Source organism: Thermus sp. FJN-A, from assembly GCF_054655095.1.
Window position 1 is genome coordinate 15,146 of the sequence record NZ_BAAHSC010000169.1, and the last position, 13,700, is coordinate 28,845.

General features: G+C 68.2%; 13 protein-coding genes. 3 read left to right on the plus strand and 10 right to left on the minus strand.

The window, feature by feature from the left end; translation table 11 throughout:
• The first annotated feature begins 2 nt into the window (after positions 1-2).
• Complete coding sequence (locus tag ACYQ0J_RS04365; protein ID WP_460170959.1) at positions 3-419, plus strand: thioesterase family protein; 417 nt, start codon at positions 3-5, stop codon at positions 417-419.
• Here ACYQ0J_RS04365 and ACYQ0J_RS04370 read toward each other — a convergent pair.
• From ACYQ0J_RS04370 to ACYQ0J_RS04390, 5 genes are read right to left on the minus strand one after another with little or no spacing between them, the layout of a single operon-like run.
• On the minus strand, positions 416-2,326 hold the full coding sequence (locus ACYQ0J_RS04370) for a cobyric acid synthase (RefSeq protein WP_460170960.1): 1,911 nt from the start codon (positions 2,324-2,326) through the stop codon (positions 416-418). The two genes, ACYQ0J_RS04365 and ACYQ0J_RS04370, sit on opposite strands and share 4 nt — an antisense overlap.
• Complete coding sequence (locus ACYQ0J_RS04375; RefSeq protein ID WP_460170961.1) at positions 2,313-2,726, minus strand: HEPN domain-containing protein; 414 nt, start codon at positions 2,724-2,726, stop codon at positions 2,313-2,315. Before ACYQ0J_RS04375 ends, ACYQ0J_RS04370 begins: the two co-directional genes overlap by 14 nt.
• Positions 2,701-3,030, minus strand: a complete 330-nt coding sequence (locus tag ACYQ0J_RS04380; RefSeq protein ID WP_460170962.1) for a nucleotidyltransferase domain-containing protein — start codon at positions 3,028-3,030, stop codon at positions 2,701-2,703. The genes ACYQ0J_RS04375 and ACYQ0J_RS04380 overlap by 26 nt, the downstream gene beginning before the upstream one ends.
• Positions 3,027-4,025 carry a pyridoxal phosphate-dependent aminotransferase gene (locus tag ACYQ0J_RS04385; RefSeq protein ID WP_460170963.1) on the minus strand — a complete coding sequence of 333 codons (999 nt, stop codon included), beginning with the start codon at positions 4,023-4,025 and terminating at the stop codon, positions 3,027-3,029. The genes ACYQ0J_RS04380 and ACYQ0J_RS04385 overlap by 4 nt, the downstream gene beginning before the upstream one ends.
• Before the next feature lie 10 nt (positions 4,026-4,035).
• Positions 4,036-5,220, minus strand: a complete 1,185-nt coding sequence (locus ACYQ0J_RS04390; protein WP_460170964.1) for an MFS transporter — start codon at positions 5,218-5,220, stop codon at positions 4,036-4,038.
• A gap of 82 nt (positions 5,221-5,302) precedes the next feature.
• Here ACYQ0J_RS04390 and ppdK point away from each other — a divergent pair, with 82 nt between their 5' ends.
• Positions 5,303-7,903 carry a pyruvate, phosphate dikinase gene (ppdK, locus tag ACYQ0J_RS04395; RefSeq protein WP_460170965.1) on the plus strand — a complete coding sequence of 867 codons (2,601 nt, stop codon included), beginning with the start codon at positions 5,303-5,305 and terminating at the stop codon, positions 7,901-7,903.
• Between the two features lie 72 nt (positions 7,904-7,975).
• Here the strand turns inward: ppdK and ACYQ0J_RS04400 are convergent, their stop codons facing one another.
• Genes ACYQ0J_RS04400 through ACYQ0J_RS04415 form a run of 4 tightly spaced genes read right to left on the minus strand, consistent with a single transcriptional unit; the run spans position 7,976 to position 11,820 of the window.
• Entirely contained in the window at positions 7,976-8,950 is a 975-nt protein-coding gene (locus tag ACYQ0J_RS04400; RefSeq protein WP_460170966.1) for a zinc-dependent alcohol dehydrogenase, read from the minus strand.
• Entirely contained in the window at positions 8,947-10,431 is a 1,485-nt protein-coding gene (locus ACYQ0J_RS04405; protein ID WP_460170967.1) for a tripartite tricarboxylate transporter permease, read from the minus strand. The genes ACYQ0J_RS04400 and ACYQ0J_RS04405 overlap by 4 nt, the downstream gene beginning before the upstream one ends.
• Complete coding sequence (locus ACYQ0J_RS04410) at positions 10,428-10,832, minus strand: tripartite tricarboxylate transporter TctB family protein (RefSeq protein ID WP_460170968.1); 405 nt, start codon at positions 10,830-10,832, stop codon at positions 10,428-10,430. The genes ACYQ0J_RS04405 and ACYQ0J_RS04410 overlap by 4 nt, the downstream gene beginning before the upstream one ends.
• Positions 10,833-10,845: 13 nt before the next feature.
• Positions 10,846-11,820, minus strand: a complete 975-nt coding sequence (locus ACYQ0J_RS04415) for a tripartite tricarboxylate transporter substrate binding protein (RefSeq protein WP_460170969.1) — start codon at positions 11,818-11,820, stop codon at positions 10,846-10,848.
• Between the two features lie 165 nt (positions 11,821-11,985).
• Between ACYQ0J_RS04415 and ACYQ0J_RS04420 the strand changes: the two genes are divergently transcribed.
• A complete protein-coding gene (locus ACYQ0J_RS04420; protein WP_460170970.1) occupies positions 11,986-12,951 on the plus strand; it encodes a TAXI family TRAP transporter solute-binding subunit in 966 nt (321 codons plus the stop codon).
• On the opposite strand, the gene ACYQ0J_RS04425 is transcribed toward ACYQ0J_RS04420, so the two are convergent.
• Positions 12,948-13,700 (minus strand): LamB/YcsF family protein, encoded by a 753-nt coding sequence (locus ACYQ0J_RS04425; protein WP_460170971.1) that lies wholly within the window; start codon positions 13,698-13,700, stop codon positions 12,948-12,950. The two genes, ACYQ0J_RS04420 and ACYQ0J_RS04425, sit on opposite strands and share 4 nt — an antisense overlap.

Sequence of the window (13,700 nt, forward strand, 5' to 3'; positions counted from 1 at the left end):
CCATGCGCCCCATTCCCCCCGGGTTCCAGGCCGTCTTTGAGACGGTGGTCACGGAGGCCATGACCGTGGACTTCGAGGAGCTGGGCCCCGTGCACCCCGTCTACGCCACCTACTGGATGGCCAAGCACATGGAGCTGGCGGGCCGGAAGATCATCCTGCCCTTTTTGGAGGAGGGGGAGGAGGGGATCGGGAGCTACGTGGAGGTGCGGCACCTGGCCTCGGCCCTTCCCGGGATGCGGGTCAGGATCGTGGCCCGCCACGAGCGCACCGAGGGCAACCGGGTCCACGCCAGCATGGAGGCCTTCAACGAGCTGGGCGACCTGATCGGGCGGGGGCGCACGGAGCAGGTGATCCTCCCTAAGGCCAAGGTGGAGGCCCTCTTCCGGCGGCTCAAGGAGCGCTGGCAGGCCCGGCGTTAAAGGCGCAGGGGCCTGCCCGCCACCAGGAGGTAGACCTCCTCGGCCTCCTGGGCCAGGCGGGCGTTGACCTGGCCCAGGAGGTCGCGGTAGCGCCGGGCCAGGGGGTTTGGGGGGACGATGCCCAGGCCCACCTCGTTGGAGACCGCGATCACCCGCTTGCCGCTCTCCCTGACCGCGGCCAAAAACCGCTCCACCTCCAAGAGGGGGTCCAGGCCCCGCTCCAGGAGGTTGGCCACCCAGAGGGTGAGGCAGTCCACCACCACCGTGGGGTGGCGGGCCCGGGCCAGGGCCCCCGGCAGGTCCAGGGGCTCTTCCAGGGTCTCCCAGGTGGGGGGGCGCTCCTTTTGGTGGCGGGCGATGCGCAGGGCCATCTCCTCGTCCCGGGCCTCGGCGGTGGCGATGAGGGTGGCGAAGGGGCCCGCCATCCTTTGGGCCTGATGGCTCTTGCCGCTTTTCGCCCCCCCCAGGAGGAGGACGAGGCCGGGGGGAGGGGCGGGGTCTGGGGCCTTGGGGTCCCCTGCGGGGAAGGCCCTCCCCGTAAGCCCCAGGGCGCGATGCAGGGTCTTGAGGTCCAGGTGGCTCTCGAGGGCGTCCGCCAGGGCCTCCAGGCCCTCCTCCAGGCCCTTGGCCTCCCGGCCGAAGAGGGCCCGCTGCACCCCCGGGTCTTCCAGAAGGCCGTGGACCCAGGTGGCGAGGAGGGGGCCTTCCTGGTGGAGGAGGGGGAGCCCCTGGCCGTGGTGGATCTCGTAGCCCTCGGCGGCGAGGCCGTTCAGCCTGGCCCAGAAGCCCTGAAGCCCGGAAAAGCGCACCCTGGCCCGCCGCACCGTCTTCTCCCGGGCCATGCGGACTTGGAAGGGGAGGAGGCCGAAGCCGGGGAAAAGGCCCTTTTCCTCCACCCCCTCCTCGTCCAGGAGGGCTTCGGAAAGCATCTCCGCCCCGCCGCAGACGGCGAGGGCGGGCTTGCCCGCTTCCAGGTGCCCCTGGATCACGGGGAGAAAGGCCCGAAGCCAGGGAAGGTCCCGCGCCGGAAGGCGGCTTCCCGGGAGGATGAGGAGCCACGCCCCTTCCGCCTCCTCCGGGGTGGTGGCGTAGACGGGCCGGGCGACCTCGGAAAGGGGCCAGAACTCGTCCAGGTTGGCCGCGTGGGGGTAGCGGAGGATGGCCACCTTGGGGCCCTCCCCACCCCTTAGGCGGTGGCGGAACCCGTCCTCCTCGGGGAGGGTGAGGGGGAGCATGGGGAGGGTGCCCAGGACCGGAACCCCCGTCCAGCCCTCGAGGAGGCCGTGGGCGGGGCGGAGGAGGGAGAAGTCCCCCCGGAACTTGTTGAGGACCAGGCCCGTAAGCCGCTTCCGGTGTTCGCCCAGGAGGGCCCAGGTGCCGTAGATGGCGGCCAAAGCCCCGCCCTGGTCCACGTCCGCCACCAGGAGGGCCTTGGCCTCTGCCCACTCCGCCACCTTTAGGTTCGGGAGGTCGGGCCAGAGGTTCCGCTCCACCGGGCTTCCCGCCCCCTCCAGCACCAGGAGGTCGTACTCGGCGAGAAGCCCTTCCAGGGCCTCCCGCACGGGGGCCTCGAGGAGAGGCCTCCTCTCCTGCCAGGGGAGCCGGGAAAGCCCTGGGTCCACCTTCCCCCACACCACCACCTGGGCTCCCTCCTCCCCGAAGGGCTTCACCAGGACGGGGTTCATCCGCACCTCGGCCTCCACCCCGGCCGCCACCGCCTGGAGCCACTGGGCGCTCGCCACCTCCCCCCCCGCCACCACCCGGGCGTGGTTCGCCATGTTCTGGGCCTTGAAGGGGGCCACCTTCAGGCCCAGGCGGCGGAAGTGGCGAAGAAGGCCCGCCGTGAGGAGGCTTTTCCCCACCCCGCTCCCCGTGCCCCAGACGGCGAGGGCCTTAGCCCTTCCCAAGGCGCACCTCCACGGCCTTCAGGATCGCCTGGGCGTCCTCCAGGGCCTTCTTGGCCTCCTCCTCCGTGTACGCCTCCTTGGGCGTGAGCCCGGGGAGGGCGTCGGGGTAGCGGGTGGGGATGTAGAGCTTGTCCAGGGCCAGGGCCTGGGGCAGAAGGGGGTGGAAAGCGGGGGCTTCCTCCGGGGGGAGGTCCCGGAGGAGCCGGGCGAGGCTGTGGCCCCAGGGGTCCAGGCCCAGGGCGATCCAGAGGGCTTTCAGGGCCTTTTCCCCGGCCTGCTGGGCGAGGAAGGCGGCCTGGGCGTACTTGCCCCTCTCCAGGAGGGCTTTCCCCGCCTCCCAGTCGTCCCAGGCCTGGGCGAGCCAGCGCTGGGCCTCAAGCCGGCGCTTTTCCACGCTCATAGAGGGGTTTCGCCTCCAATAGCACCCCCTTGAGGAAGGGGAGATCCCGGCGCTCTTGGAACTCCTCAGGGGTGAGGACGATGGCCTCCACAGGGAGGGGGGCGTCCTGGAGGAGCTCCAGGACAAGGCCGATGCGCTCAAGGGGAGGAAGGGGGGTGCGGGCCACCACCAGGAGGTCCAGGTCCGACCGCCGGTCCGCCGTCCCCCGGGCCAGGGAGCCGAAGAGGTAGAGGGCCTCCAGGTCCAGGGCCGCCCGTAGCCGCCCCAGGGCCTCCTCCAGGTAGCGGGCAAGCTCCGGGGTCATGCCCTGAGTTTACCCGCAAGGACCTCCTCCAGGGCGAGGAGGAGGGCCCTTATGGCCTCCTCCCTCTGGGCCGAGAGCCTGAGCCACTCGGGGAGGCCGAAGCTGGTGGCGTCCCGCACCCGGATGCCCCTTTCCCTCAAGGCCCTCGCCACCGCCGTGGCCCTTCCCACCCGCACCAGGAGGAAGTTGGCGGGGCTTTCCCGGACCTCGAGGCCCATCCCCCTTAAGCCCCCGGCGAGAAGGCGCCTCAGGCGGAAAAGCTCCCTTTTGCTCCCCTCGAGCCACGCCTGGGCCTCGGGGTCCAGGTGGCCCAGGAGGAGGGCCTCCCCGTGCACGGAGACCGGCCAAGAGGGGGCCAGGTGCTGCAAGGGGGTGAGGTCCAGGGGGGCCACCAGGTAGCCCGCCCGCACCCCGGTGAGGCCGTGGGCCTTGTTGGGGCTGTGGAGGCGCCAGGCCTTCTCCGGCAAGGGGATGGGGGCCTCCAGGAGGTCGTGGTAGGCCAGGTCCAGGACCAAGGCCCCGCCCGCGCGCCTGGCCGCCTCCTCCAGGAAGGGGTAGACCTCCCCCGTGGGGTTGTTGGGGACGCAGAGGAAGGCCAGGGTGCTCCGGGGCAGGAGGCGCAGGAACTCCTCGGGGCTTCCCGCCTCCCAAAGGGGCATGTCCAGGGCCCGCGCCGCCCGGGCGTACTCCCCGAAGGTGGGGGGGAGGAGGAGGATGGGGCCCCGCAGGAAGTTCCAGCGGGCCAGGCGGTGGATGAGCTCGCTGGTGCCGGTGCCCACCGCCACCTGTTCCGGGGCCACCCCATGGGCCTGGGCCAGGGCCTGCCGCACCTTGCGGTAGAGGGGGTCGGGGTAGCGGCTGGGGTCCGCCCGCCGGATGGATTCCAGGACCACGGGGTTCGGGCCCAGGGCGTTGGCGTTGGTGGAAAAGTCGTATAGGGGTTCCGGCCCCCCGTCGGCCCCCCCGTGGATGGGCCTCAAGGCATCGTCCCACATGCCCTTTAGCTTAGCCGCCCCCGCTCCGCCCCTTTGGGCGGGAGGCAGGGATTTCGGCCTTCCTCCCCCGCACCAGCCAGGCGGCCCAGGCCATGCCCGCGGTGAGGCAGAGGCTGGTGGCGGCGAAGGCCAGGCCGTGGTGGGGGAGAAGGGCGTGGAAGAGGGCCAGAAGGCCCCCGGCCAGGGCGCTGCCCACGGCCTGGCCCAGGGCGCGGGCCACGGAGAGGGCGCCCGAGGCCAGCCCCTCGAGGCCTCCCGGGGCCAAGGAGAGGACCTGGGCGTTGTTGGCGGCCTGGAAGAGGGCCCGCCCCACCCCCAGGAGGAGGAGCCCCAGAAAAGCCCCCCAGATGGGGTGCCAGAGGGGGAGAAGGGCGAAGCCCACCCCCGCCCCCACCAGGAGATAGGCTCCCTTCAGGGCCATCCGGGTGTAGCCCAGCCGGTCCGCGGCCCGGCCCGCCCAGGCCCCCAGGAGGAGGAGCTCTAGGGGACCGATGAGGAGGAGCCCGCCGATGGCCCCGGGGGAGAGGCCCACCGCCCCCAGGTGGAAGGCCAAGGCCACGGTGGTGCCCAGGGTGTGGAGGAAGTACAAGGAGGTGGCCAGAAGGGCCTTTAAGAAGCCCGGGGTCCTGAGCAGGTGGCCCAGGGTGCCCGCCTGTCGGGGAAGCCCGGGAAGGCTACCCGACAGGAAGAGGGCCAGGATCCCTGCGGGCAAGGGCAAGAGGAAGACGTAGCGGGGGCCCCAGGTGGCGGCAAGCCCCCCGAGGGCCGGGCCTAGGAGAGTGCCGGTGGCCACGGTGCTGGCCACCATGCCCATGGCGTAGCCCCGGGCCTTGGGGAAGGCGCTGGCGGCCAGGCCCGGTACCAGGCCCACCACCATGGCCGTGGCGATCCCCTGGAGGAGGCGGAGGAGAAGGAGGAGGGGGAGGCTCTCCGCCAGGGCCAGGGCGATGGCGGAGGCGGCGTGGAGGAGAAGCCCCGTCCGGAAGAGGCAAAGGGCTCCCAGGCGGCCCGCGAGCCAGGCCACGGGCAAGTAGGCCGCCGCCGCGCCCAAAAGCCCCGCGGACAGCACCCCCTGGGCCATATCCGGCCCCACCCCGTGCGTGCGGGCCAGGAGGGGAAGGGCGGGGGCCAGGCTGCTTTCGCTCAGCGTGCCCAGGAGGACCCCGGAGAGGAGGGCGAGGAGCCGGGTGTCCACAGGATGAGCCTATACCCGAACGGTGTAGACTTCCCGGGCCTACACTTTTCCACGCTTCCACGCCGTGGAAAAAAATGGCCCCATGCAAACCCAGGTCTTTCTCCTGGCTGAAGCCAAGGGGTTATCCCGGGAACTCCTGGGGGGAAAGGGGTTTGGCCTCGTGGCCATGCAGGAGGCGGGGCTTCCCGTACCCCCGGCGCTCGTCGTCACCACCGAGGCCTGCCGCCGCTACCTACGGGAAGGGCGGGTTCCGGGCCTTTGGGAGGAGGTAGGGGCTAAGCTCGCCGCCCTCGAGGGCCTAACGGGCAAGCGCTTTGGCCAAGGGGAGGGGAGCACCCCTCCCCTCCTCGTTTCCGTGCGGAGCGGGGCCCCGGTCTCCATGCCCGGCATGATGGACACCATCCTCAACCTGGGCCTCACCCTGGAGGGGGTGGAGGCCCTCTCCCGGGCCACCGCTAACCCCCGCTTTGCCTGGGACAGCTTCCGCAGGCTGCTCGCCATGTACGGGGAGGTGGTCTTGGGGGAGCGGGCGGAGGCCTTTGAGGGGATGCTTTCCGCCTTGAAGGAGGAGAGGCGGGCGGCCACGGACGCCGACCTTGGGCCTGAAGACCTGGAGGAGCTCGCCTTCCGCTACCTCCGCCACCTGGAGGCCCGGGGCACCCCCTTCCCCATGGACCCCTGGGCCCAGCTTTGGGGGGCCATAGAGGCCGTTTTCAAAAGCTGGCTGAACCCCAGGGCCAAGACCTACCGCCGCATCTACGGCATCCCCGAGGACCTGGGCACGGCGGTGGTGGTCCAGGCCATGGTCTTCGGCAACCTGGGGGAGGACTCGGGCACCGGGGTGGGCTTCACCCGCAACCCGGCCACCGGGGAGAAGGGCCTTTACGGGGAGTACCTGAGGAACGCCCAAGGGGAGGACGTGGTGGCGGGGATCCGCACCCCCGAGCCCCTAGAGCGCCTCAAGGACTACGCCCCCGAGCTCTACCGGGAACTCCTGCAGGTGGCCGAAAGGCTGGAGCGGCACTTCCGCGACATGCAGGACTTTGAGTTCACCGTGGAGCGGGGGAGGCTCTATCTTCTTCAGACCCGCTCCGGGAAGCGTACGGCCCAGGCGGCGGTGAAGATCGCCGTGGAGATGGCGGAAGAGGGACTGATCAGCCGGGAGGAGGCGGTGCTTCGGGTGGAGGCCAACAGCCTCCCCGGCCTCCTCCGCCCCGCCGTGGACCGGGAGAGGGCCCCGAAGCCCTTCCTCAAGGGACTTCCCGCAAGCCCGGGGGCCGCGGTGGGTCACGCTGCCTTTTCCAACGAGGCGGTGGAGCGCTTCCACGCCCAGGGGCTCCCCGCCATCCTGGTGCGCCCCGAGACCACCCCGGAGGACATCACCGGCATGTACCTGGCCCAGGGCATCCTCACCGCCAGGGGGGGGCTCACCTCCCACGCGGCGGTGGTGGCCCGGGGCCTGGGGGTTCCCGCCGTGGTGGGGGCCGAGGCCATGAGGGTCCATGCGGAAGAGGGCCGGGCGGTGGTGGACGGACTTGAGGTCCGGGAGGGCGACCTCCTCACCCTGGACGGGAGCACGGGGGAGGTTTACCTGGGCGAGGTGCCCCTGGTGGAGGGGGCGGGCGAGGCCCTTTTGGGGAAGCTCCTTTCCTGGGCGGAGCCCTATAGGCGCCTGGGGGTTAGGGCCAACGCCGACACCCCGGAGGATGCCCGAAGGGCCCGGGACTTCGGGGCGGAGGGCATCGGGCTATGCCGCACGGAGCACATGTTCTTCCAGGAGGAGCGCCTGCCCTGGGTGCGCCGCCTCATCCTGGCGGAAACCCCCGAGGAGGAAAGGGAGGCCCTGGAGCGGCTCTTCCGGTTCCAGAGGGAGGACTTCAAGGGGATCCTCCTGGCCATGGACGGCCTTCCCGTGACCGTGCGCCTTTTGGACCCGCCCCTCCACGAGTTCCTTCCCCCCGTGGAGGAGCTCGCCCGCCGGGCCGAGGAGGGGGACGAGGAGGCAAGGCGCCTTCTCAAGCGGGCGGAGGCCCTACGGGAGGCGAACCCCATGCTGGGCTTCCGGGGCATCCGGCTTCTCCTCCTGAGGCCCGCCGTCTTCCGCATGCAGCTTAGGGCCCTTCTGGAGGCGGCCAGGGAGCTCAAGGAGGCGGGGTACGACCCCAGGCCTGAGGTGATGGTCCCCCTGGTGGCCGACCCCAAGGAGGTGGAAAGGGCGAGGGCCCTTGCCGAGGAACTCTTTCAGGAGTACGGCCCCATCCCCTTCGGCACCATGGTGGAAACCCCCCGGGCCGCCCTCCTCGCCGCCGAGATCGCCCCCCTGGTGGACTTCTTCAGCTTCGGCACCAACGACCTCACCCAGATGGCCTTCGGCCTCTCCCGGGACGACGCCGGCAAGTTCCTGCCCCGATACGTGGAGGAGGGGCTTTTCCCCTTTGACCCCACGGAGCGCCTGGACGAGAAGGGGGTGGGGCGGCTTCTCCGCCTGGCGGTGGAGGAGGGGAAGAAGGCGAATCCCAGGCTCAAGCTCGGGCTTTGCGGGGAGCACGGGGGGGAGGCGGGAAGCGTCCGCTTTGTGGCGGACCTTTTGGACTACACCTCGGCGAGCCCCTTCAGGGTCCTGACCGCAAGGCTCGCGGCGGCCCAGGCGGGGATGCGGGCCTCGAGGGTGCCTATGGGATGAGGCATTGGGCTTTTTCGGGCCCGCTCCCACCCCCCGGCCTGCGTCAGGGCCCGAAGGGGTGAGGCCCTGTGCTTACCACACCAGGACCACTTTGGGCTCCCCCACCCTGCCCTGCAAGAGGGCTTGAAAAGCTTCCTGGACCTGCTCTGCTGGCCAGAGGCGGACCAAGCTATCCGGCAATGCACCTAGATGCCCTATGGCCTCGGCGAACTCCTCTTGGGTGAAGAGGTAGCTTCCCAGCACGGTACGCTCTCCTAGGACGAGGTCTTGGAGGTTTAGGGGCGCCTCCTGGCCTGCAAGGCCCAGGACCACGACCCGCCCGCCTGGGGCAGTGGCCCTCAGGGCCTGGGCCAGAGATTCCCCTGTCCCCACCGTGTCCAATACCAAAGGGAATGTCTGGGCAGGGAGTTCATCCCCATAGCTCGCGGCGCGCTCCACCAGGCCCATGGTTTCAAGGGCCCGGGCCCGGAGCGCATTCGGCTCCACCAGGAGTACCCGGGCGCCCTTGTTGGTTAAGATCCAGGCCAGCAAGGCGCCGATAGACCCGCCTCCTAGGAGCAGGACCTCCTCCCCTGGGAGGAGGCCAGCCCGGTTCACCGCGTGGAGGGCCACCGCCAAGGGCTCGGCCAGGGCCCCTTTCCAGGGAGGCAGGTGGGAGGGTAGGGGATAAAGCTGGGCTTCGGGCATACGGATCCAGGGGGCCAGTCCCCCAGGCAGGTGGAAGCCCAGATGGAGCCGGTGAGGGCACAGGTGGGGCCTGCCTGCCCGGCACTGCGGACAATGGCCGCATGGGATAGCCGGATGCACCGCCACCGCCTGGCCCAGGAGGTGGGGCGGGCCCTCCTCCACCACCCCCGCGACCTCATGCCCCAGGATGAGGGGTGGCCGCCAGCGTGCCCGCATGGAGGGACTCCCCGTGTAGACCCCCAGATCGCTTCCACAGATTCCGGTGGCCACCACCCGCAGAAGAAGGCCACGACCTTCGGGGATTGGCTTTTCCTGCCAGGCCAGCTGGCCGTAATCCGTGAGCACCCAGGCCCGCGTCACTTTTCCTCCAGGAGGCTTCGGAGCCCTTCCAGTTTGCGGGCCTGCTTGAGCCTGAGCCAGAGCATCCCTCCTAGGAGGAGGAGGTTGGCTAGGGCCAGCAATACCGCGACGGGCCGCTCAAAGAAGCTTAGGAGGTTCCAGTGGGTCTTGATCATGCTCACCATCAGGTGCTGCTCCAAGAGGGGGCCCAAGACTAGGCCTAACACCACCTGGCCTAAGGGAAACCCGCCCAGCCGAAGGAGGAGCCCTAAGGCTCCCAGTAGGGCCAGCATGTAGAGGTCAAAGGGGTTGTTATTGATAGCGTAGGCACCGATCAGGGAGAGGCCGGCGATAAGCCCCAGGAGGACTCCTCGGGAAAGTCTTAGGGCAAGCCCCGCCAGGAGGGCTCCCAGGTAACCCACCAAGGGCATGATGGCGGCGCTCGCCACCAGGAAGACCAGGTAGATCTCCACCACCAGGTTCAGGTTCTTGCTGAAGAGTTCCGGCCCAGGGCGGATGCCCAAGGTAAGGAAGAGACCCAGGATGATAGCGGTAAGGGTGTCACCTGGAATGCCCAGGGAAAGCGCAGGGATCCAGGTGCCAGCCACGGCGGCGTTGTTGGCCGAGGTGCCCGCCAGCACCACCTGCTCCTTGGTTCCCCGGGAAAGGCGCTTAAGGTTGCTGGAGATCCAGGCGGCAAAGTCCGAGCCGGCGCCGGGCAGGAAGCCGATAAAGGTGCCCAACAGGGCGGAGCGGAGAAACAGCCAGCGCTCCCGGAAGGCGAGGCGGAGAGGCTCCAGGAAAAAGGAACTGGCCGAGGCCTCGAGGCCGAGCGTCCCTGGGTGGGGCCGGGGCGCTGAACCTTGCACGAGCTGATAGAGCACCTCGCTAAGGCCGAAAAGGCCGATGAGGGCCACGATAAAGTTGATGCCTCCCAGGAGGTTTACGTTGCCGAAGGTGAAACGGGGATGGCCCAGGGCGGGGTCGTAGCCAATGGTGGCGAGGAGCATCCCCAAAGCGAAGGCCACAAGCCCTTTGAGAAGCTTTGGGGAGGCCAAGATCCCGCTGATCACCCCAAGGAGGACCAGCCAGAAGTACTCAAAGGATGAGAACTGGCGGGCCACCAAGGCCGTGCCTAGGGAGCCTAGGACCAAAAGAACCGTACCTACCAGGCTTCCCAGGGCGGAGGCGATGGCGGAGATGCCAAGGGCGTAGGCGGGGCCCTGCTCGCGGCCTAGATCGTGAATTTCCTCGGTGTAGGCCGCCGAGGCTGGGGTTCCGGGAATCCGCGCCATGACTGCCCCTATGTCCCCGGCGAAGATGGCGGTAGCTGTTAGGCTCACGATGGCGGCGAGGCTTACCTCGGGGGGCAGGAAGAGGGCAAAGGGGATGAAGAGGCTCAGGGCCAGGGTAACCGTGAGCCCCGGCATGGCACCGAATACCGCCCCGTAAAGGCCACCAAAGACCATGGCCAAGAGGACGTCTGGCGAAAAAAGGCTCATGCTGGGACCCCCAGGAGACGCACGAACACCATATAGGCCAGGAACCAGGTAAAGAGAGCCACCAGGAGGCTCCGTAGAAGGGACTCCTGCGCCAAGAAGGCTCCCAGGCCTGCAGCCAGGGCGGCGGTGGGAGCGAGGCCTAGACGGGACACCAAGGTAGGGGCTACTAGGAAGAGGAGGAGAAGGACAAGGCCCTGACCCCATCCCGCCAGGCCCTCCCGGCGCTTGCCGGGTTTGGTCAAGAGGAGCTCCCCGGCCCCGGCGAAGAGCAGGACCACCCCCAGTAGCCTCGGAAAGAGCTCAGGCCCGGGGCCCTGGGCCTGGGGTAGGCCGAAGCTCAGACCTAGGGCCGCAGCTCCCAAAGCAAGGGCGAGAAGGGCCACCACCCGTTCCCAGGCCATTGGTGCCCCGCCCTCAGAACTTGAGGCCCAGCTCTTGGACTACCCGGTTCATGGCCTGAGTCCTTTCCTGGAGAAAGGCCAGGCTTTGCTTCCGATCCAGGTGCCGGATTACCAGGCTGGCATTCTGCATGAAGCGTACGAACTCGGGGTCCTGGACAGCCTGGGCGAAGGCCTTGTCCAGAACGTCAATCACCGAGGGCAGGGTAAACTTGGGGGCCGCCGCCATGAGGAAGGAAGCGAACGTCCAGTCAATCCCCAGCTCCTTGAGGGTAGGGATTTCTGGGAAGGCAGGAAAGCGGTGATCGGTCATAAAGGCTAGATAGCGAGCTTCCCCGGCGCGAACCAAGCTGGCGGCTTCCCCTATGGCCACAAAGGCCACGTGTATTCCTCCGGCAATCAGCTCTTGGAGGGCGGCTGCTGCGCCTTGGGTGGGGATCCAAGGCAGGGCTTCATCCTTAAGGCCGATGGCTCGCAGAAAGCCAAGGCGGGCGAAATCGTAGGAGCCCCACTTGGCTGTCCCCGAGGCCTTGTAGCGGCCAGGATTGCGTTTGAGGTCCTCCACAAACTCCTGCAGGCTACGCCAGGGGGCATCCTTGCGCACCACGATGCTTACCGGATTAAGCACCAGCAGGGAGATGGGGGAAAACAGATCCGCGCTGATCTTGGTCTGGGCCACCCAGGGGGGCAGGACCACTTCCAGAGTAATGATGCCAATGGTGTAGCCATCGGGACGGGCCTGGGCGATAGCCCCGTGGCCCACCGCTCCCCCGCCTCCGGTACGGTTTACCACTTGAACCGGAGCCTTCAGAATCCTTTCCAGGGTGGGGGCCAAGGCTCTAGCGGTCAAGTCAGTGCTTCCTCCCGGGGACCAGGGGACGATGAGGGTAATGGGCCTCGAGGGGTACCGTTGGGCCCAGGTGGACCCCAAAAACATAGCTCCTAGGCTGGCTCCCAGCCACCTGGTAAACTTCCGCCTATCCCTCCGCATCCTCTTGCCTCCTTTCTTGGTGGAGCTAGCTTACCACCTCAAAGCCTTTGCGTCCACAGCTCCTTTCTGGGTTATGGGAAGCCCAGGTGGGAAGTTGCATCCCTGGCTCTTAGGCGTGTATGCTCGAACCGTATCCGGAGGTGGCTTGTGAGACGCTGGGGTTGGGTGGCGGTCGTTTTAGGTTTGGCCTGGGCCCAGAAGCCGCAGGTGTTAATAGGAACGGGAGGCGTGGGTGGGGTTTACTTTTACTACGGCACTGCGGTGGCGGAGATCCTGACCAGAAGCGGGGTTGTTCAGGCTCAGGCCATGCAGTCTGGAGGTTCTATAGAAAACCTCATGCTCCTTAGGGACCGCACGGATGCGGCTCGGGGTACATATTACTGTGGCACCGTGCTCCCGGATGCTGCTCTTATGGCCTATCAAGGGGAGGAGCGCTTTCAGGCTAAGCCTGTTCCTGTGCGTATCCTCTTCACTATGTATCCCAATTACTTCCACGTGGTAACCACGGAGGACCGGGGAATCCGGGTACTCCAAGACTTGAAGGGCAAGCGCGTGTCCACAGAAGTGGCTGGAGGCATCATCGAATACGAGGCCCGCACCCTGATGGCCGCGGCCATCCCGGGCTTTGACCCGCGGGTTCACTTCGCCAAGTGGGAGCGAGTTCGTGTGGCGGAGAGCGCTCAGATGCTTTCCGAGGGCAACCTGGATGCGTTTTTCTGGTCTGGCGGCCTTCCCACAGGGAGCATTCTGGAGCTTTCGGCGAGTTTGGCTCGCAAGGGAAAGAGGCTTTTCCTCGTTCCCCTGCCTCGGGAGAGTACTCCGGTCCAGGTGCTTATGCGCCGCTTCCCCGGAGTGGTTGACACAGGGATAATCCCAAAGGGTACATACAATACCCGCTACGATACGCCCACCCTCACCTTCTGGAACGTCTTTGTGTGTCCCGCCAGCCTTCCGGAGGATACCGCTTACAACATGGTTAGAGCGGTTTTTGAAAATTTGCCCAGCCTTCACTCGGCCGTAGCCCCGGCCCGGGATACCACCCTGGAGAACGCGGTGCGTTCCCGGGGCGGTAAAGTTCCCTACCACGAGGGGGCCGTGCGCTATTTCCGAGAGCGGGGGGCGTGGCGCTAAAAGGCCCTAACCTCCACCCCGGCTTCCTCCAGCGCCCTTCGCACCGCTCTCGCCACCTCGGGGGCCTTGGGGTTGTCCCCGTGAATGCAGAGGGTCTCGGCCCGCACCGCCACCTCGCCCCCGTCCAAGGCCTCCACCTTGCCCTCGAGGACCATGCGCAAAGCCCTCCGGGCCGCCTCCTCGGGGTCGGTGATCCAAGAGCCCCGCATGGAGCGGGGAGCGAGCGCGCCGTCTCGCAGGTAGGCCCTTTCGGGGAAGGCCTCCAGGACCACCCTTAGCCCCGCCTTCCGGGCCTCTTCCTCGTACACCGTACCCGGGAGGACCACGAGGGGAAGCCCCGGGTCAAAGGCCTTCACCGCCAGGGCGATGGCCCTTGCCGTCTCCCGGTCCCGGCAGGCCTTGAGGTAGAGGGCCCCGTGGGGCTTCACGTGGTGGAGCCGCAGGCCCTCCGCTCGCAAAAAGCCCTGGAGGGCCCCGATCTGGTAGAGGACGTCCGCATAGACCTCCTCGGGGCTTAGGGCCATCTCCCGCCGGCCAAAGCCCACCAGGTCGGGGAAGCCGGGGTGGGCCCCCACCGCCACCCCGTGGGCCTTGGCCAGGCGCACCGCCTCCAGGATGCGGCTTGGGCTTCCCCCGTGAAAGCCGCAGGCCAGGTTGACCGAGGTCACCAAGGGGAAGACCTCCCGGTCGTGCCCGTAGGTGAAGGCCCCGTAGGACTCGCCGGCGTCCGCGTTCAGGTCTACCGTCAT

What these genes read in the sequence shown, in the direction of transcription:
- ACYQ0J_RS04365 (WP_460170959.1), top strand. Translation starts at nt 3, where the DNA reads ATGCGCCCCATTCCCCCCGGGTTCCAGGCCGTCTTTGAGACGGTGGTC.
- ACYQ0J_RS04375 (WP_460170961.1), bottom strand. Translation starts at nt 2,726, where the DNA reads ATGAGCGTGGAAAAGCGCCGGCTTGAGGCCCAGCGCTGGCTCGCCCAG.
- ACYQ0J_RS04380 (WP_460170962.1), bottom strand. Translation starts at nt 3,030, where the DNA reads ATGACCCCGGAGCTTGCCCGCTACCTGGAGGAGGCCCTGGGGCGGCTA.
- ACYQ0J_RS04385 (WP_460170963.1), bottom strand. Translation starts at nt 4,025, where the DNA reads ATGTGGGACGATGCCTTGAGGCCCATCCACGGGGGGGCCGACGGGGGG.
- ppdK (WP_460170965.1), top strand. Translation starts at nt 5,303, where the DNA reads ATGCAAACCCAGGTCTTTCTCCTGGCTGAAGCCAAGGGGTTATCCCGG.
- ACYQ0J_RS04405 (WP_460170967.1), bottom strand. Translation starts at nt 10,431, where the DNA reads ATGAGCCTTTTTTCGCCAGACGTCCTCTTGGCCATGGTCTTTGGTGGC.
- ACYQ0J_RS04410 (WP_460170968.1), bottom strand. Translation starts at nt 10,832, where the DNA reads ATGGCCTGGGAACGGGTGGTGGCCCTTCTCGCCCTTGCTTTGGGAGCT.
- ACYQ0J_RS04415 (WP_460170969.1), bottom strand. Translation starts at nt 11,820, where the DNA reads ATGCGGAGGGATAGGCGGAAGTTTACCAGGTGGCTGGGAGCCAGCCTA.
- ACYQ0J_RS04425 (WP_460170971.1), bottom strand. Translation starts at nt 13,700, where the DNA reads ATGACGGTAGACCTGAACGCGGACGCCGGCGAGTCCTACGGGGCCTTC.